This is a genomic window from Glaesserella sp., assembly GCF_041814905.1.
Lineage (GTDB): Bacteria > Pseudomonadota > Gammaproteobacteria > Enterobacterales > Pasteurellaceae > Glaesserella.
Genome location: NZ_JBGXYA010000017.1, coordinates 38475 through 57750, shown reverse-complemented (window position 1 = coordinate 57750; position 19276 = coordinate 38475). Strand labels below are relative to the sequence as shown.

Below are 19276 nucleotides of genomic sequence, written 5' to 3'. Positions count from 1 at the left end.
TTGCTCATCACCATATTGCTCGGCGGTCGCTTTTTTATCCAAACCTTGTAACGCACCGTAGTGACGTTCGTTTAAGCGCCAGTTTTTCACTTGTGGAATCCAAAGTTGGTTAGATTCTTCTAACACGATGTTACAGGTTTTGATTGCACGAGTTAGTACAGAAGTGAAAGCGATATCAAACTCATAACCGGCGTCCAATAATTTTTTACCTGCCGATTTTGCTTCTTCAATACCACGCTCTGTTAAGTTAACATCACGCCAACCTGTGAATAAGTTTTTAGCATTCCACTCACTGAAGCCATGACGAATAAATACTAATTCCATACGTTCTCCTATAAGAATGTTGAGTTGATTTGAAAACCTTTTCTTTATAGCAAAAAACGCCCCATTTTGAAAGTACAACCACTGTTCTTTCATTGAAAAGCTGATCTTTCGCAAATAGTTGATAAATTTTTCGGCAAAAAAATTAATTTAAACGCTGACAGGAATGATGCTTCGTTTATGTTTCCGAGTAAAAAGACAAGCGGTCACTTTTTGCAAAAAATTTGCAAAAAGTGACCGCTTGTCATCAATAAAAAAATGTTATTTTACTTCGCGAATCATAATTTCAGAAGGAATGACGCTGCCTTGCCAATAAAGTTCTGCTGCGACTTTAGCCGCTAATCCCAAATAGGCTTGGCTGATTTCATTTTCAGGAGCGGCGATCATCGTTGGTTTACCACTGTCTAAATCTTCACGCAAGCGGATATGTAACGGCATTTGTCCTAGCACTTGCGTGTGATATTTTTGCGCAATTTTCTCCGCTCCGCCGGTTCCGAAAATGTGCTCGTGATGCCCACAGTTTGAACAGATATGAACACTCATATTCTCAATGATGCCGAGAACCGGCACTGATACCCGCTGGAACATTGAAATCCCTTTAATTGCGTCTAACAGTGCGATATCTTGCGGAGTTGTCACCACTACGGCACCGGTCACAGGAATTTGCTGTGACAAGGTAAGTTGAATGTCACCTGTACCCGGCGGCATATCGATAATAAGATAATCTAAATCCGGCCACCACGTTTCCTGCAATAATTGGCTTAGCGCGCTGCTTGCCATCGGACCGCGCCAAATAGTTGCATTGTCTTCCGCCATTAAATAACCGATAGAGTTTGAATATAAGCCGTGCGCTTCAATCGGAGTAATATGTTTATTATCCGGCGAAACAGGACGCTGATCTTTCGCACCTAGCATATGCGGAATGGAAGGGCCATAAATATCAGCATCCAAAATCCCCACTCGAGCACCTTGAGCTTTTAATGCAAGTGCAAGGTTAACGGCTGTAGTAGATTTCCCCACGCCGCCTTTGCCGGAAGTCACCGCCAAAATATTTTTTACCCCGTTTACCGGAGGGTGATTATTGGCGCGTTTAAGGGTGGCGATTTGGTAATTTAATATCCATTTCACACCGCTTGCACCTGTTGCGTCCTTCAATTTTTGTTCGGTTGCGGCTTTAAGCTGTGCAAAACCGCTGTTCCACGCAAACGGCATCGTTAATTCGATACGTAAAATTCCACCGCCTAATTCGGCTTTTTTCAACGTATTTAATGTAATTAAATCTTTTTGCAACGTCGCATGCTGAAAACTTTGCAAAATGCTTTTAATTTCAGCAAGTTGTTGCTCATTAAGTTGATTCATTGTTTATCCTTATTCTTGTCGATATAAATCTTTACTGTAAATCACTTCACTAGCGTTAAGAGGATTAACGCCGCGAATACTTGGGTCTATCACCATTTTGCGTTGATATTGAAATAACGGCAAAATCGCAACATCATACTCTAGTTGGTAAACGATGTTTAAAATCAATTGATCACGCTGTTCTTTGGTTAGGGCCTCTTTGTGTAGTTGTTCCAATTGTTTATCTACTATCTCATTTTTATAGTTGCTTTTATTGTCCGGGCTTGCGGAATGGAACTGATTTAAGAATAACAGAGGATCATCATAATCTGCACACCAACCTGAGCGAATAAGCTGAAAAGCTTTTTGTTCACGCTGTTCCAATAATTGTTGCCAATCCACTGGTTGTAAACTCACTCGGAATAAATCCGATTGACCTAACGTCCGCCCGATACGTTCTGCAATCACAGCATGCTGTCCTTGATTGTCGTATGTGAGACTGATTTTTATTGGTTGGCCTGCCTCAATGCCAAGTTGGTGCAATAATTGTTCGGAACTGGCTGTGGATAATTGTCTTTCTTGTTCGCTTAACATCGTTTTAGGCAGAACTAAATGATTCGGCATACCTAAATCTTGGCTGATTTCCGCCGAAGAAACCATTGCGCGAATAGCTTGGCGAACTTCACGTTTACGCATAATCGGATCGGCAAAATTAAACTCATAAAAATAGGTACACAAACGAGGTAATTTTACACTATTGGGTAAATGATTTTCCGTCGGGTTTTCCACAATGTCGGTATTTTGTAACGTTGTACCATTCATTGCTAACCGATAAACCACTTGCTGAAAGGGTGTATCCATTTCGATTGCCTGCAAGTTGATTTTATCTTTCGTCTGTCCTGCAATTTTATAACTGCCGTTACTAATAAAAACTTGTTCCGCTTCAGGCTTTAAGCCTTGATAAGTCGGTAACAAGGCTAAATGTGCCAACATTCTCGGTAATTGGTAATTCGGCTGTTGAAGTGTAATCTGTAAAGTGTGTTCGTTTAATGCTTGAACGCCTAAATCAGAGACCGGTTTTTCACCAGCTATCACCGCTTTTGCGTTTTCGACTCCCATATAAATCAAATAATGCGCTAACGGAGAACGATATTGCGGATTACTCAAACGCTGCCAGCTTGCCATAAAATCAGCAGCAGTCACAGGCTCATCGTTTGACCAACGAGCAGTCTCTTTCAGTATAAATTGCCATTTTTTTCCATCTTCACTAAACCATTCATCCGCGATTGCAGGTACCGTTTCACCTTTAGCATTAAAAGCAACCAATCCGACTAAGAGATCGCGTAGTAATGCACCTTGCGCCGTATTTTGAACAAAATGCGGGTCAAACTGCCAAGTTGTTCCATAAAGTACACGTTGGAGTTCTACTGGTTTTAGCGCTGTCTTTGCTTCCGTTTTTTGTTCGGAAGACGGAGGAATCGTAATGGTAACATCATCACATCCGCTTAATAACCAAAGACTCACAGCCACTTTTGCCAGCCGTTTAGATAAAAAATTTGCCATATCCTCTAATTTATTGAAGTCAGTCCCGGAAATAAATTACTTAACCCCGCGACAATAATTTCTATACCGAGCGCCATTAAGATTAAGCCCATAATACGTGTGACAACATTTGAACCCGTTTTACCCAATTTTTTCACCAAAGGTGCAGAAAAACGAAACAACACGTAACAAATAATCGCAAATAAAATAATTGCTACACTAAAACCGATATAATCAACCCAATTATGATAGCGGGTTCCCCAAACAATGGTAGAGCCTATTGCTCCCGGTCCTGCCATAATCGGCATTGCCAACGGTACAACGCCGATGTTTTCGTATTCGGAAACATCTTCTTTACTCTCTTCTTTATTCTGTTTATGTTCACCGAGCTTACCGCTGATCATCGTCATTGCAATACTGACAATCAAAATCCCGCCCGCAACACGGAAAGAATTGAGTGAGATACTAAAAGCATCAAGGATTAATTTACCGAAATAAAGGCTGACAAGCAAAATTACACCGACCGAAATCGAAGTAATCAAATTAGTACGATTTCTATCCGCTTCATATTGATGAGCCGTCATACTAAAGAAGATCGGTAAAGTACCGAAAGGGTTTACAATCGCAAACAGACCAATAAAGAATTGCAAATAAATCGCAAAATTAATAACAATTTCCACAAAATAGCTCAAAAATGTCACCAAAAATTGGTGTGCATTATACTCGGGAATATCACAAAAGGCTTGCAAAAATTTACAACGAAAAAGGTCAAATAGATCTATAATGTCTATTTTTATAACTTAATAAAATCAATATGCGATTAGATAAATTTATCGCCGAAAATACCGGCTTAACCCGTTCTCAGGCAAGCAAAGCATTAAAAAACGGACTTGTTAGCGTTAACGGGCAAATCGAAAAAAACGGTGCGACAAAAATTAACGAACAAGACGAAGTCTGTTTTGAGGACAAACTGCTGGAATGGATGGGAGACGGACAATATTTTATGTTTAACAAACCACAAAATTGTGTCTGCTCACATGATGACGGCGATTATCCAACCGTTTTTCAATTTTTTGACCATCCTCTTACTACAAAATTACATTGTGCCGGGCGTTTGGATGCCGATACTACCGGACTTGTACTATTAACCGACGATGGGCAATGGTCACATCGCATTACTTCCCCTAAATATCATTGTGAAAAAACGTACTTAGTGACCCTTGCCGACCCTGTTGAGGATTTCTATATGGCACAATTTGAGCAAGGTATATTGTTACGCGGTGAAAAAACAGTAACTAAACCGGCTCAATTAGAAATTTTGGATGATTATAATGTGAATCTCACTATTAGTGAGGGGCGCTATCACCAAGTTAAGCGGATGTTTGCCGCCGTCGGTAACAAAGTTATCGCATTACACCGTTGGCGAATCGGTAATGTCACCTTAGATGACAATTTACAGGAAGGTGAATTCCGCACCTTAACCGAACAAGAAATAGAGAGTTTTTAATGAATAAAATCAGACCAAACGGCTTATTAGTCCTCATTCTGGGATTATTATCAATGCTGCCTCCGCTGGCTATTGATATGTATCTTCCTTCTTTTTTAAATATTGCCAGTGATTTAGCCGTTTCACAGGAAAAGGTCCAAACCACGTTGGCAATATTCACCATTGGCTTTGCTGGCGGTCAATTACTATGGGGGCCGATTGCCGATAGTTTCGGACGTAAACCGATTATTTTAATCGGCATTATCGGCGGAGCCGTTTCCTCCTATTTTCTAACCACGGTAGCAGACATTAATAGCTTCTATTTATTACGATTAATTCAAGGACTCTTCGGCGCAGCTCCGGCTGTCGTTGTCGGCGCACTTGTGCGGGATATGTTCGACCGCAATCAATTCGCCCGTTTTATGTCTACGATGATGATTATCACGATGTTAGCACCGTTAGTCGCTCCAATCGTCGGCGGTTATTTGGCGAAGTGGTTCCATTGGCATTCTATTTTCTATGTGTTGATGGCAATGGGAATGCTATGCGCGGTATTGGTTGCAACCTATGTACCGGAGACCTTAAAACCAGAAAATAAAGTACCGCTTAATTTCGGAAAAGTATTAAAAAATTTTGCCGCATTGATTTCCCATAAAGCAACATTAGGGTATGTCTCAGTCGGCGGACTTTCTTTTGCCGGAATGTTCTGTTTTTTAACATCAGGATCGATTATTTATATCGGAATATACGGTGTTTCAATCGAACACTTCGGTTATTTTTTCGTCATGAATATCTCGATCATGATTGTGATGACATTTATTAACGGGCGTTTAATTTCAAAAATCGGTTCTGAAAAAATGCTACGTTTCGGGCTGTCCATACAACTACTTGCCGGTCTTTGGCTTATCATCTGCGGTATTTTTCAACTTGGCTTATGGCCGATGGCAATTGCCGTAGCCGTATTTATCGGGATTAACCCGACTATCGGTAGTAACGCTTCTGCCGCGATTTTAGACCGTTATCCGCAAATGGCGGGTACGGCAAATGCCGTGGCAGGCACCGCACGTTTCGGGATCGGATCTTTAATCGGTTTAGTCCTCTCGCATATTCCATTAGTCACTGAACGACCAATGGTCTTTGCCATGGCAACTTGTGTCATTACGTCCTGTATTGCTTATTACTTCCTTTCTTGCAAAGAAAGTGAGTAAAAATGAAGTTTGTGCAAAAAGGGAAAACCTATCAAAGTGAGTGTCCTTTTTATCAAAGCCCTACAAATTGAAGATTTTTCTGGATAAGATCTTTTCAGATTTACATCAAACAGAATTTTTCACTTTAAAGTGTAGAAAAGTGGCGATTTTTCGCTTATTTCGCAGCATAAAAGCCACTATTTTAAGCAAAAATAGCGTTTTACTTTCATTTTAATAGCGGTTATATTCCTTACCACTTATGCAAGCGGTTGCTTTTACTGAAAAATTTGCAAAATTTCTTGTAAATCCGACCGCTTGTTAGTTTATTTTAGAGTTGGAACACAGTTATGAAAAAAACCCTATACGAAAAATTATTTGATGCCCATGTGGTGCATGAAGAAGCCGGCGAAACCCCGATTCTTTATATTAACCGCCACCTGATTCATGAAGTGACCAGTCCTCAAGCTTTTGATGGATTGCGTGTCGCCAATCGCCAAGTCCGTCAAGTTGAAAAAACATTCGGCACAATGGATCACAGCATTTCCACTCAAGTACGTGATGTCAGTAAACTGGAAGGTCAAGCCAAAATCCAAGTATTGGAACTGGAAAAAAACTGTCAATCCACCGGTATTTCCTTATTTGACATGAATACCAAAGAACAAGGCATCGTGCATGTGATGGGACCGGAACAGGGACTCACTTTGCCAGGCATGACAATTGTTTGCGGCGACTCGCACACTGCAACGCACGGGGCGTTTGGTGCATTGGCGTTCGGTATCGGCACCTCCGAAGTGGAACACGTCCTTGCGACCCAAACCTTAAAACAGGCTCGGGCGAAAAATATGAAAATCGAAGTCCGTGGTAAAGTCGCGCCGGGTATTACCGCAAAAGATATCGTGCTTGCCATTATTGGTAAAACCACCATGGCGGGCGGTACCGGACACGTCGTAGAGTTCTGCGGCGAAGCCATTCGTGATTTATCGATGGAAGGCCGCATGACCGTGTGTAACATGGCTATCGAATTGGGGGCGAAAGCCGGTTTAATCGCTCCGGATGAAACGACCTTTGCCTATTTAAAAGATCGTCCTCATGCGCCGAAAGGAAAGGATTGGGATGATGCCGTTGCATATTGGAAAACCTTAAAAAGCGATGAAGATGCCGAATTTGATACGGTTGTCACCTTAGAAGCGAAAGACATTTCACCGCAAGTGACTTGGGGAACGAATCCGGGACAGGTGATTGGCATCGATCAAGTTATTCCGAATCCTGCCGATATGGCGGATCCGGTGCAACGCGCTTCCGCCGAAAAAGCACTGGCATATATCGGTTTAACACCAAACACGGATTTCAAAAACGTCCCTGTCGATCAGGTCTTCATCGGCTCTTGTACCAATTCCCGTATTGAAGATTTACGCGCCGCCGCCGCCGTGATGAAAGGGCGCAAAAAAGCCGACAACGTAAAACGTATCCTTGTCGTACCGGGTTCCGGTTTGGTTAAAGAACAAGCGGAAAAAGAAGGCTTGGATAAAATCTTTATTGAAGCAGGGGCTGAATGGCGTAACCCGGGATGCTCTATGTGCTTGGGCATGAATGATGACCGTTTGGGGGAATGGGAACGTTGTGCGTCAACCAGCAACCGTAATTTTGAAGGTCGCCAAGGGCGTAACGGGCGTACCCATTTGGTCAGCCCGGCAATGGCTGCCGCTGCAGCCGTGTTCGGCAAATTTGTTGATATTCGCCACGTAGAATTAAATTAAGGAGCTCATCATGGCAGGTTTTAAACAACTCTCCGGTTTAGTCGTTCCGCTTGATGCGGCAAATGTCGATACCGATGCAATTATTCCGAAGCAATTTCTCCAAGCGATTACCCGTGTCGGTTTCGGCAAGCATTTATTTCACGAATGGCGTTATTTGGATGTTGAAGGAACGCAGCCCAACCCTGAATTTGTGTTGAATTATCCTCAATATCAAGGCGCAACCATTCTGTTGGCGCGTAAAAATTTAGGTTGTGGTTCTTCCCGTGAGCATGCGCCATGGGCATTAGCAGATTATGGGTTTAAAGCCATGATCGCCCCGAGTTTCGCCGATATTTTTTACAACAACAGCTTAAACAACCATATGTTGCCGATTCGTCTGAGCGAAGAGGAAGTGGAAGAAATTTTCCAATGGGTGTGGGCAAATGAAGGCAAACCGATTCATATTGATTTAGAAGCAATGACCGTAACGGTCGGTGAAAAAATCTATCGCTTCGAGTTGGACGAATTCCGCCGTCACTGCCTGTTAAACGGCTTGGATAATATCGGTTTAACTCTACAATACGAAGACAAAATTGCAGAGTACGAAAGTAAAATTCCGGCATTTTTACGCTAAGAAAATAAAAAAACGCACACAACTTAGTGGGCGTTTTTTATGGTATCCGCCAAAACCTACTACATAAAAAAAACAGCACGCTTTTCGGCGTGCTGTTTCATTTTGGTTATGACTACTGAATTGCAGGAACCGTTTTGGTTTTTTTCACCTTAATCGGCTTTGTCGATTGCGGTATTACCTCAACACCTTCGGGCGGATTTTGCAATGCAATTGCCAGTACTTCATCGATAGTTTCTACCGCATGAATCTCTAACGCTTGTTTTGCATTATCCGGGATTTCCTCTAGATCTTTTTCATTTTCTTTCGGAATAATCACGGTTTTAATACCACCACGGTGTGCGGCTAACAATTTTTCTTTTAAACCACCGATCGGTAACACTTTACCGCGAAGTGTAATTTCACCGGTCATCGCTACATCGGCTCGAACAGGGTTACCGGTTAAACTGGAAACCAACGCCGTACACATCGCAATACCCGCACTCGGACCGTCTTTCGGTGTTGCACCTTCCGGTACGTGAACGTGGATATCCCGTTTTTCGTGGAAATCCATCGCGATGCCCAATTTTTCGGCTCTCGCGCGCATCACCATCATTGCTGCTTGGATAGATTCTTTCATCACATCACCTAAAGAACCGGTGTAAGAGAATTTACCTTTACCGACAACAGATGCAGTTTCAATGGTCAATAAATCACCACCGACTTCCGTCCACGCCAAACCAGTCACTTCACCGATACGGTTTTGGTTGTCCATTTTGCCATAATCAAAACGCTGTACGCCCAAATACTCTTTCAGATTCTTATCGGAAACGGAAATTGATTTCAACGTCTTATCCAATACTAATGCTTTTACCGCTTTACGGCAGATTTTTGCGATTTCACGTTCTAAATTACGCACACCGGCTTCACGGGTGTAATAACGGATAATGCCGAGAACCGCACTGTCTTCAATAGTCAGTTCGTTCTCTTTAATACCGTTATTCTCTTTTTGTTTTGCAATCAAATGCTCTTTCGCAATGTGCATTTTTTCATCTTCGGTATAACCTGAAAGACGAATCACTTCCATACGGTCTAACAACGCCGGCGGAATATGCATCGAGTTAGAGGTTGCCACAAACATCACATCGGAAAGGTCATAATCCACTTCTAAATAGTGATCGTTAAAGGCTTTGTTCTGTTCAGGGTCCAATACTTCCAATAATGCGGAAGCCGGATCGCCGCGCATATCCTGTGCCATTTTGTCGATTTCATCGAGCAAAAATAACGGGTTACGTACGCCGACTTTCGCCATTTTCTGCATTAACTGCCCCGGCATGGAACCGATATAAGTACGACGGTGACCGCGAATTTCCGCCTCATCACGCACGCCTCCCAATGCCATACGTACATATTTGCGTCCGGTTGCATTAGCAATCGATTGACCCAACGACGTTTTCCCGACTCCCGGAGGTCCGACTAAACAGAGAATCGGACCTTTAATTTTGTTCAAACGGCTTTGTACCGCAAGATATTCCAAAATACGCTCTTTTACTCGTTCTAAACCGTAGTGATCTTTATCCAACACTTCTTGCGCTTTTTGTAAATTTTTCTTCACAACTGACCGCTTGTTCCACGGCATCTGTAAAATCCAATCGATATAACCGCGAACCACCGTCGCTTCGGCAGAACTTTGAGGCATAGCTTTGAGTTTGTTGAACTCATTATCTATTTTATCTTTGACTTCAGTCGGAAGTTTAGCTTCGTCAATCTTGATTTTAAGTTTATCCAACTCTGTCTGTTCATGCTCTTCGCCATTGCCTAATTCTTTTTGAATCGCTTTGATCTGTTCGTTTAAGTAATAATCGCGCTGATTTTTCTCCATTTGTTGTTTCACGCGGTTACGAATACGGCTTTCGGTTTCCATCGTATCCATTTCCGTTGCCATCGCAACCAACAGCGCTTCAAAACGCGCAATCAGATTTGCTTCTTCTAGCAGAGCTTGTTTCTGTTTTACCGGCGCAACGAGATTTGCCGCCATCGTATCGACAAGGCGATCCTCAAAAGTGATTTTATGCAGTTTAGGCACAATTTCCGCAGGCACTTTTTTATTGCTTTTCACATAATTTTCAAATTCATTTAATGCGGTTTTGGCGATTGCTTTTAACTCTTCATTATCGTCCTGATAATCTGAAACCAGCGGTGAAACACCTACCCAGAAGCCATTTTTATCATCATGAATATGGTCGATTTTGGCGCGCACTTGCCCTTCCACCAACACTTTCACCGTGCCGTCAGGCAAATTCAGCATTTGAATGATATTTGCCATTACCCCGACATCATAAATATCGTCCGCTGTCGGATCTTCTTTATTCGGATCTTTTTGTGTCACTAAAAACAGTTGCTTATTGGTTTCCATCGCCGCACGTAACGCTTGGATAGACTTATCCCGCCCTACAAACAACGGCATTACCATAAATGGAAACACCACTACGTCACGTAGCGGTAATAGTGGTAATTCGATTGGTTTCTTTTTTCTTGCCATCTTTCTGCTCTCCTCAATTCAATACTTTCAATTATGGGGGTTGATTCGGGAAATACAAGAGAAAAATAGATAAATTGATAAGAGGAAATTTTACCGCTGAAAAATCATACGGATATTTTGGGCAGACTTACCAAATCGCATTCGGATTAAGGCGTTTATCCCTATTTTGAAGAACACACTATCTGTCAGTCAAAACAAGCGGTCGAAAATAACGAATAATTTGCAAAAATAGTGCGGTTTCCGACCGCTTGTAAACTGAAAAAAGTTGCCACCGTTTTTCGTCTTTCAACATATATGCGGAGACACTATCGTCTTCAACAGGTAAATGAGAACGTAGCCAAAGACGTTGTATACCTTTCCATCGAACTTACATTGCTAAAGTCATCTACATTTCTTCACTGTTTTGTGCTATATTTTCCGCCTAATTTTACAAATCGATGCATTGAAAAATGGCAAATTATCAAGAAATCTCCATCGCTTTGGCGGGCGTATGTCAAAGTGCCGCGCTGGTTCAGCAATTCGCGCACAAAGGCACGGCGGATCGAAATATATTCAAATATTCCCTAGAAAGCTTGTTAATCACGCAACCGGATTCGACACTCGCCGTGTTCGACGGTCAGTTAGAACACCTTAAATTCGGGCTGGAAACAGCATTAGCCCAATTTGGCGGTAGACAAGGAAAATTGGATACCGAAATAGGACGTTATTGGATTGCCATTCTTGCTCTTAGCCAAAAGTTGGATAAAAATCCGCAAGCTAAAACCGTATTAGCACAACGATTACAACAATTAAATCGCCAACTGTCTCTTTATGACAGCGATATTTTGCATGAGCAAATGATCGCCAATATGGCAAGTGTGTATAGCGACGTCATCAGCCCGCTTGGTGCCAAAATCCAAGTGTTAGGCGTACACGATTATCTTGCCCGCCCGGATATTCAACACCGCGTACGCGCCACCTTGCTCGCCGGAATCCGCGCAGGCATTTTATGGCAACAGGTCGGAGGCAGCCGCTGGCAATTTCTGTTCTCACGCAGAAAAATTCTAAGCACCGTACAATCTTTATATTCCTCTTTATAATCTATAACCGGAGAACAAATTTATGCAACTGAATGCGTTAACTGCATTGTCCCCTATTGATGGCCGCTACCAAGATAAAGCTGCGACACTTCGTCCGATTTTCAGTGAGTTCGGTTTACTGAAATTCCGCGTGACCGTAGAAGTACGCTGGTTACAAAAATTGGCTTCTCACCCACAAATCAGTGAAGTTTCAGCCTTATCAAAAGAAGCAAACGATTACTTAAACCAAATTGTGACCAATTTTTCGCTAGCCGATGCGGAACGAATCAAAACCATTGAGCGAACCACCAACCATGACGTAAAAGCAGTCGAATATTTCTTAAAAGAGAAAAGCGAAGCTTTGCCGGAACTTGCAAAAATCAGCGAATTTATCCACTTTGCCTGCACTTCGGAAGATATCAACAACACGTCGCACGCTTTAATGTTAAAAACAGCACGTGAAGAAGTGTTACTTCCCGAATGGAAAAAAGTCATTGATACCATCGCTGAACTTGCCGACCGTTACAAAAAAATTCCGCTACTTTCCCGTACGCACGGTCAGCCGGCCAGCCCGACGACTATTGGTAAAGAAATGGCAAACGTCGCCTATCGGTTAAAGCGCCAATATAAACAACTTGAAAATATAGCGATTTTAGCCAAAATCAACGGTGCGGTAGGCAATTATAATGCACATTTAGCGGCGTATCCTGAAATTGATTGGCATCAGTTCAGTCAAGAATTTATCGAACAATCTTTAGGTGTGACGTGGAATCCGTACACCACGCAAATTGAACCGCATGACTATATCGCCGAGTTTTTTGATTGTGTCGCACGCTTTAATACTATCGTGATCGACTTCGACCGCGATATGTGGGGATATATTGCTTTAAATCACTTTAAACAACGCACTGTTGCGGGTGAAATCGGCTCATCGACCATGCCGCACAAAGTGAATCCGATTGACTTTGAAAATTCTGAAGGCAACTTAGGTTTAGCCAATGCAGTAATGACCCATTTAGGTCAAAAATTACCGATTTCCCGTTGGCAACGTGATTTAACGGATTCTACTGTTCTACGTAACTTAGGTGTCGGCTTAGGCTACGCATTAATCGCTTATGCGGCAACCTTAAAAGGAATCAGCAAATTAGAAGTAAACGAGCAGCACCTAGCCGAAGAGTTAGACCAAAATTGGGAAGTGTTAGCAGAGCCGATTCAAACCGTCATGCGTCGCTACGGCATTGAAAAACCATATGAAAAGTTAAAAGAACTGACTCGAGGTAAGCGGGTTGACGGTGAGGCTATGCGCCACTTTATCGACGGTTTAACGTTACCGCAAGCAGAAAAAGATCGCTTAAAACAGATGACACCGGCAAGCTATATCGGCTATGCGGTGGAGTTAGTAGAAAAATTGTAAAAAAGTAGCCGAAACAGACCGCTTGCAAGCGGTCTGTTTCGCGTGGTAGTTTGCAAAACGATGGGAAAATAAAAATGAAACAATCCATTCGACACAACAAAATTATTGAGTTAGTTAACCAACTTGGCTACATCAGTACCGAGGAACTTGTGACACAATTGGGGGTAAGTTCGCAAACTATTCGTCGTGATCTCAATGAATTGGCGGAAAACAATTTGATTCGCCGTCATCACGGCGGCGCAGGTTCACCATCGACAACGGAAAACAGTGATTACACGGAGCGTAAACAATTTTTCTCGAAGGAAAAAAACAGCATTGCCCAACAAGTCGCCAAATTGGTGCCGGACGGTTCATCGCTATTTTTGGATATTGGCACCACTTCCGAAGCCGTGGCTCAGGCTCTGCTAACACACAAAAATTTGAGCATCGTGACAAATAACATCAATGCCGCCTATATTTTAATGCAAAAGGATGATTTCAAAATCACCCTTGCCGGCGGTGATTTACGTGCGGACGGGGGAATTATCGGTGAAGCCACGGTGAATTTTATTCAACAATTCCGATTGGATTTCGGTATTTTAGGCATTAGCGCAATCGATCGTGACGGTTCAATGTTGGATTACGACTATCACGAAATTCAGGTTAAACGTGCATTAATGCAAAGTTCACGTAAGGTTGTTTTAGTTGCGGATCACTCCAAATTTACCCGTAAAGCGATTGCCCGTTTAGGTGACATTAAAGAGGTCGATTACCTGTTTACAGACAGTGAATTACCGTTAGAATTGCAACAACATTTAAGTCTTTCAAACGTCGCCGTTTATTTCTGTAACGAATAATTTATGTCCTTAGTCCAACATTTTACCCGTGATAAATGGTTGGCTTACATCCAGTTAATGCGGCTGGATAAGCCAATCGGTACGTTTTTATTATTATGGCCGACTCTTTGGGCGTTATTTACTGCCTCCAAAGGGGTTCCGCCGTTTTCATCGTTGATGATTTTTGTTTTGGGCGTTATTGTCATGCGTGCTGCAGGCTGTGTGATTAATGATTATGCCGATCGCCATATTGACGGCAAGGTAAAACGTACGGTACAACGTCCTCTTGCCACCGGCAGAGCAACCGAAGCGGAAGCAAAAGTGCTGTTTATTTCGTTGCTTATCATCGCATTTTTATTAGTACTTCAGCTTAATTTATATACAATTTGGTTGTCCGTGATTGCCGCCGGATTGGCCATTGTCTATCCTTTTATGAAACGCTATACCCATTTACCGCAACTTGTATTAGGAATGGCGTTCGGTTGGTCAATTCCAATGGCATTCGGTGCAGTCAGTGAGTCTCTTCCGTTGGCATGTTGGCTGCTTTTCTTTGCGAATTTAACATGGACAGTCGCCTACGACACACAGTATGCGATGGTCGATCGTGATGATGATCTGCGTATCGGGGTAAAATCGACTGCAATTTTATTTGCGCAATACGACAACAAAATTATTGCACTGCTTCAATTTATTACTTTGTTATTGTTAACGGCTTACGGCAAACTCAACGGGTTTTCGATTGCCTATTTTATTGCTCTTGCCGTGACGTCTACGCTGTTTATTTATCAATGTTATTTAACCAAGCAGCGCGAACGTGAAGCGTGTTTTAAAGCATTTTTAAATAACCATTATGTCGGAATGGGATTTTTTATTGCGATTGTTATCGGCATTTACAGCGCATAATGCTGAAAATAAAGACAAACGATTAATTTCATCATAATTCCGCTTGCATAAAAAAAAGAAGATTTCTATAATCGCTCCCACTGATTTGCCTGAGTGGCGGAATTGGTAGACGCAGCGGATTCAAAATCCGCCGCCTTCGGGTGTGTCGGTTCGAGTCCGACCTTAGGCACCAAATCAGTGAATTATCTCCATAAGAACCTAAAAGAATGGTTACATTCTTTTAGGTTTTTTATTCATAACGATTTCATTACAAGCGGTGAGTTTTAACCGAAAATTTGCAAATTTTAGCGTAAAACCAACCGCTTGTATTTCCACATCCAACGATAAAAAGCCAAACTTTCCGCCCATTTCCAGCCATTCTATGCTATAATCCCGCTCAATTTTCGCCCCTTTACTTAGGGCATTTTTATCACGTGATTAGGAAATTTCAATGAGCGAATTAGCCAAAGATATTACCCCCATCAGTATCGAAGAAGAGCTGAAAACATCATACCTTGACTATGCAATGTCCGTTATTGTCGGACGTGCGTTGCCCGATGTGCGCGACGGTTTAAAACCGGTTCATCGTCGTGTACTTTTCTCAATGGATCAAAACAACAACACCTATAACAAACCGCATGTAAAATCTGCGCGCGTTGTGGGAGATGTCATCGGAAAATATCACCCGCACGGTGATTCTGCCGTATACGACACCATTGTTCGTATGGCGCAGCCGTTTTCATTGCGCTATATGTTGGTAGACGGGCAAGGTAATTTCGGTTCGATTGATGGCGATGCGGCGGCGGCAATGCGTTATACCGAAGTCCGTATGCAGAAAATTACCCAAGAATTACTGACGGATTTAGATAAAGAAACCGTAGATTTCTCTCCGAACTATGACGGTAAAGAGATGATCCCCGATGTATTACCGACTAAAATTCCGGCATTATTGGTTAACGGTTCATCTGGCATTGCCGTTGGTATGGCAACGAATATTCCTCCGCATAACTTAAATGAAGTATTAGACGGTTGCCTTGCTTATATCGAAAATGATCAAATCACTATCGAAGAATTAATGCAGTATATTCCGGGTCCTGATTTTCCGACGGCAGCGATTATCAATGGGCGTAAAGGGATTGAGGACGCTTATCGCACCGGACGCGGTAAAGTGTATGTACGGGCAAAAGCCAGTGTGGAAACTACGGCAAAAGGGCGCGAACAAATTATCGTGACAGAAATTCCTTATCAGGTAAATAAAGCCCGTTTAATCGAAAAAATCGCTGAATTGGTCAAAGAGAAAAAAATTGAAGGCATCAGTGAATTGCGTGATGAATCCGATAAGGACGGTTTACGTATTGTGATTGAAATTAAACGTGACGCCGTTGGTGAAATCGTGCTAAACACGCTTTACGCTTTAACTCAAATGCAGGTGACTTTCGGTATTAATATGGTGGCACTTGACCATGGCCAACCCAAAGTATTAAACCTCAAACAAATTATTGAAGCCTTCGTTTTACATCGTCGCGAAGTGGTTACTCGTCGTACTATTTTTGAATTACGCAAAGCCCGTGAACGTGCCCATATTTTGGAAGGTTTGGCGATTGCATTAGCGAATATCGACCCGGTTATCGAATTGATCCGCGCATCTAAAACTGCAGAAGAAGCACGAGAAGGCTTATTGGCGCGCGCTTGGGATTTAGGTAACGTGGCTCCAATGCTGGAAGCCGCCGGTGTCGATGCCTCTCGCCCGGATGATTTACCTGAAAACTGTGGTGTGCGTAATGGCGAATATTATTTATCCGATGCACAGGCTCGTGCGATTCTAGAACTCCGTTTACACCGTTTAACTGGTTTAGAACACGAGAAAATCGTGGATGAGTACAAAGAAATTCTCGTGGTTATCGGTGAATTACTCCATATCTTAAACAGTGCAGAACGTTTAATGGAAGTCATTCGTGAAGAGCTTGAGAAAGTCAAAGCGGAATTTGGCGATCAACGCCGTACCGAAATTACTGCAAGCTCTGCAGATATCAATTTAGAAGATTTAATTGCACAAGAAGATGTGGTTGTAACGCTTTCTCACGCAGGTTATGTGAAATATCAACCGCTTTCCGACTACGAAGCACAACGTCGTGGCGGTAAAGGGAAATCCGCAACGAAGATGAAAGAAGATGACTTTATCGAGAAATTGTTAGTAGCAAATACCCACGATACGATTCTCTGCTTCTCAAGCCGTGGTCGCCTATATCAACTAAAAGTGTATCAATTACCACAAGCAAGCCGTGGCGCACGCGGTACACCGATTGTAAACATTTTACCGTTAGTTAAAGAAGAAAATGAACGTATTACTGCAATTCTACCTGTGCCAAACGGCGAGTTCAGTGCCGATAAATTTATCTTTATGGCAACTGCCAGCGGCACAGTGAAAAAAGTGTCGTTAGACGCATTCAGCAATGTGAGATCAAGCGGTCTGATTGCGTTAAAACTTCGCGAAGGCGATGAACTTATTGGTGTTGATATTACCAATGGCGATAGTGAAATTATGTTGTTCTCGGCACAAGGTCGTGTGGTGCGTTTTGCAGAAAAAGCCGTACGAGGTATGGGGCGTGTGGCAACAGGGGTTCGAGGAATTCGATTAGCAACCAGCGAAATTTCGGCTGATGATGCCGAAGAAGTCGAAATCGAGCTAATGGAAAATGAAGAAGATGAAACTACAGGAGTTAATCTCAGTGCCGATAAAGTGGTATCATTAGTCATTCCTCACACTGAAGGTGAAATTTTAACCGTAACTCAAAACGGTTACGGTAAGCGTACAGCATTGAACGAATATCCGGTGAAATCCCGTGCAACTAAAGGGGTTGTTTCTATCAAAGTAAACGAACGTAACGGAAAAGTTGTTGCGGCGGTACAAGTAGAAGAAACCGACCAGATTATGATGATTACCGATGCAGGAACCCTTGTTCGTACTCGAGTGAACGAAGTCAGCATTATCGGACGCAACACCCAAGGCGTACGTCTTATCCGTACTGCGGAAGATGAACATGTGGTCAGCCTTGAGCGTATTTGTGAAATCGAAGATGATGAAGACGCTGAGACGGCAGATTCTCAAGAATAGCGTCTATATTCTTATAAACAAAAGTCCGGCATTAAACCGGACTTTTTTATTACATAAACAACCTGTTTTAATTAACGCCATTATTTATTCGGATATTGACTAATAAGCTCTCTCGCCTGCTCTAGACGTTGTTGATATTCAAGTTTAAATTCTTCACAACGCTCTGGATCAACATTTGCCACTTGATGATTAAATTGGTTAACTTTATTGAAAAAGAAATCTTGAGAGGCTTTATCTTGCATCCATATTGCAAAGTTTTCCGGACCGATTAAACTCTCCAAAATTTTGTCCTGATAAAAGCGCATGGCAAAAGTATCTTCCAGTTTCCAGTTTTCATAAATCTTCTCATAACCTTCTTTACCTAATTCGGGGTAAATACACTGTTCGATATTATTCATCTGGCGAATCAAAATTTTTACATCCGTATCGGAAATTCGATAAGCTGGCACATTTTTTACAACATAATTATCATTGGCGGTCGCCACTGCCGAATAAGAGGTAAATAACGCCAATACTGCCGTAAATATTGTTCTTTTAATCATAATCTAACTCCTACAAATACAAAAATCCCCACCTAAGTGGGGATATGTATAGTATATCTCATTATTTCTGCGCTGGCAGCTCCGGCGTTACCGTTTCTTGTGTTCCGGATGTTTGGGATTGCGCTTTTTCAGTCTCATCTAAACCGACTGCACCAATATTTGTGCGACGCTGTAATTCGTGATTTTGTAATAATGCATTAATGCGACGTTGCTGATACTCTAATTGCTCCGCTGTCGGTTGATCTTTCGTCGGCGCATTATAACTTACAGGCTGAACCGCATTAGTAAACGGCAGTGTTTGTAATGCCGGTTGTTCGGTTTGTTGAGCAACTTCATCACTACTATTTATGGTGTTAACACTTAACACCGCGATTAAACAGACTGATGCCGCAATTCCGCCTTGTAAAAGCGGAGTTCCCCAACGTTTAAGTTTAAGCAATAAGCCACGCGGTTTCTCAGTTTGAACTGTTTTTTCAATGTTTTCCTGTTCAATTAGCGCTTCCATTTTCGCTGAGAAATCACTTCCCAAAAGGAGCTCTTCACCACGCATCACACTACGGATTACATGGTAATTTGCCCACTTTTGTTTTAGCTCATCACTATTACACAAAGTGTTGATAAATTTACCATCCACTTCATGTCCATCCATATAGGCGGATAGTGTTTCTTTTTGTTGCATAATGACTCC

General features: G+C 42.3%; 16 protein-coding genes and 1 tRNA gene. 10 read left to right on the top strand and 7 right to left on the bottom strand.

Annotated elements, in window-relative coordinates:
- The 4 genes from ACEYJ7_RS02900 to ACEYJ7_RS02885 form a co-directional block, all read right to left on the bottom strand.
- A partial coding sequence (locus tag ACEYJ7_RS02900; RefSeq protein ID WP_373777522.1) for a 2,3-bisphosphoglycerate-dependent phosphoglycerate mutase occupies positions 1-324 on the bottom strand: 324 nt, incomplete at its 3' end.
- Between the two features lie 258 nt (positions 325-582).
- A complete protein-coding gene (gene apbC / locus ACEYJ7_RS02895; protein ID WP_373777521.1) occupies positions 583-1680 on the bottom strand; it encodes an iron-sulfur cluster carrier protein ApbC in 1098 nt (365 codons plus the stop codon).
- Positions 1681-1689: 9 nt separating this feature from the next.
- Entirely contained in the window at positions 1690-3222 is a 1533-nt protein-coding gene (locus ACEYJ7_RS02890; protein ID WP_373777520.1) for a peptide ABC transporter substrate-binding protein, read from the bottom strand.
- A gap of 5 nt (positions 3223-3227) precedes the next feature.
- Positions 3228-3881 carry a YchE family NAAT transporter gene (locus ACEYJ7_RS02885; RefSeq protein WP_373777519.1) on the bottom strand — a complete coding sequence of 218 codons (654 nt, stop codon included), beginning with the start codon at positions 3879-3881 and terminating at the stop codon, positions 3228-3230.
- 134 nt (positions 3882-4015) lie between these two features.
- Between ACEYJ7_RS02885 and rsuA the strand changes: the two genes are divergently transcribed.
- From rsuA to leuD, 4 genes are all read left to right on the top strand, one after another.
- A complete protein-coding gene (gene rsuA / locus ACEYJ7_RS02880) occupies positions 4016-4708 on the top strand; it encodes a 16S rRNA pseudouridine(516) synthase RsuA (protein WP_373777518.1) in 693 nt (230 codons plus the stop codon).
- Positions 4708-5895, top strand: coding sequence for a Bcr/CflA family multidrug efflux MFS transporter (locus ACEYJ7_RS02875; RefSeq protein WP_373777517.1), 1188 nt, complete (start codon positions 4708-4710; stop codon positions 5893-5895). The genes rsuA and ACEYJ7_RS02875 overlap by 1 nt, the downstream gene beginning before the upstream one ends.
- A 326-nt stretch (positions 5896-6221) precedes the next feature.
- The gene (gene leuC / locus ACEYJ7_RS02870; RefSeq protein ID WP_373777516.1) at positions 6222-7631 is read left to right on the top strand and encodes a 3-isopropylmalate dehydratase large subunit; all 1410 of its coding nucleotides are present in this window, start codon (positions 6222-6224) and stop codon (positions 7629-7631) included.
- Positions 7632-7641: 10 nt separating this feature from the next.
- Positions 7642-8244 (top strand): 3-isopropylmalate dehydratase small subunit, encoded by a 603-nt coding sequence (leuD, locus tag ACEYJ7_RS02865; protein WP_373777515.1) that lies wholly within the window; start codon positions 7642-7644, stop codon positions 8242-8244.
- Positions 8245-8356: 112 nt separating this feature from the next.
- On the opposite strand, the gene lon is transcribed toward leuD, so the two are convergent.
- The gene (lon, locus tag ACEYJ7_RS02860) at positions 8357-10762 is read right to left on the bottom strand and encodes an endopeptidase La (protein ID WP_373777514.1); all 2406 of its coding nucleotides are present in this window, start codon (positions 10760-10762) and stop codon (positions 8357-8359) included.
- Between the two features lie 449 nt (positions 10763-11211).
- On the opposite strand from lon, the gene hflD reads away from it, so the two are divergent.
- From hflD to gyrA, 6 genes are all read left to right on the top strand, one after another.
- Positions 11212-11841: a high frequency lysogenization protein HflD gene (hflD, locus tag ACEYJ7_RS02855; RefSeq protein WP_373777513.1), complete on the top strand. Its 630-nt coding sequence runs from the start codon at positions 11212-11214 to the stop codon at positions 11839-11841.
- 22 nt (positions 11842-11863) lie between these two features.
- Positions 11864-13234 carry an adenylosuccinate lyase gene (gene purB / locus ACEYJ7_RS02850; protein ID WP_373777512.1) on the top strand — a complete coding sequence of 457 codons (1371 nt, stop codon included), beginning with the start codon at positions 11864-11866 and terminating at the stop codon, positions 13232-13234.
- A 74-nt stretch (positions 13235-13308) separates the two neighbouring features.
- Positions 13309-14070, top strand: a complete 762-nt coding sequence (locus ACEYJ7_RS02845) for a DeoR/GlpR family transcriptional regulator (RefSeq protein WP_373777511.1) — start codon at positions 13309-13311, stop codon at positions 14068-14070.
- A 3-nt stretch (positions 14071-14073) separates the two neighbouring features.
- On the top strand, positions 14074-14952 hold the full coding sequence (ubiA, locus tag ACEYJ7_RS02840; RefSeq protein WP_373777510.1) for a 4-hydroxybenzoate octaprenyltransferase: 879 nt from the start codon (positions 14074-14076) through the stop codon (positions 14950-14952).
- Between the two features lie 87 nt (positions 14953-15039).
- A tRNA-Leu gene (locus ACEYJ7_RS02835) sits at positions 15040-15124 on the top strand.
- A gap of 258 nt (positions 15125-15382) precedes the next feature.
- The gene (gene gyrA / locus ACEYJ7_RS02830) at positions 15383-18046 is read left to right on the top strand and encodes a DNA topoisomerase (ATP-hydrolyzing) subunit A (protein WP_373777509.1); all 2664 of its coding nucleotides are present in this window, start codon (positions 15383-15385) and stop codon (positions 18044-18046) included.
- 80 nt (positions 18047-18126) lie between these two features.
- On the opposite strand, the gene ACEYJ7_RS02825 is transcribed toward gyrA, so the two are convergent.
- Both ACEYJ7_RS02825 and ACEYJ7_RS02820 read right to left on the bottom strand, forming a co-directional pair.
- A complete protein-coding gene (locus ACEYJ7_RS02825; RefSeq protein ID WP_373777508.1) occupies positions 18127-18588 on the bottom strand; it encodes a DUF5358 family protein in 462 nt (153 codons plus the stop codon).
- A gap of 61 nt (positions 18589-18649) precedes the next feature.
- Positions 18650-19267: a sigma-E factor negative regulatory protein gene (locus ACEYJ7_RS02820; RefSeq protein ID WP_373777507.1), complete on the bottom strand. Its 618-nt coding sequence runs from the start codon at positions 19265-19267 to the stop codon at positions 18650-18652.
- Between the last annotated feature and the right edge of the window lie 9 nt (positions 19268-19276).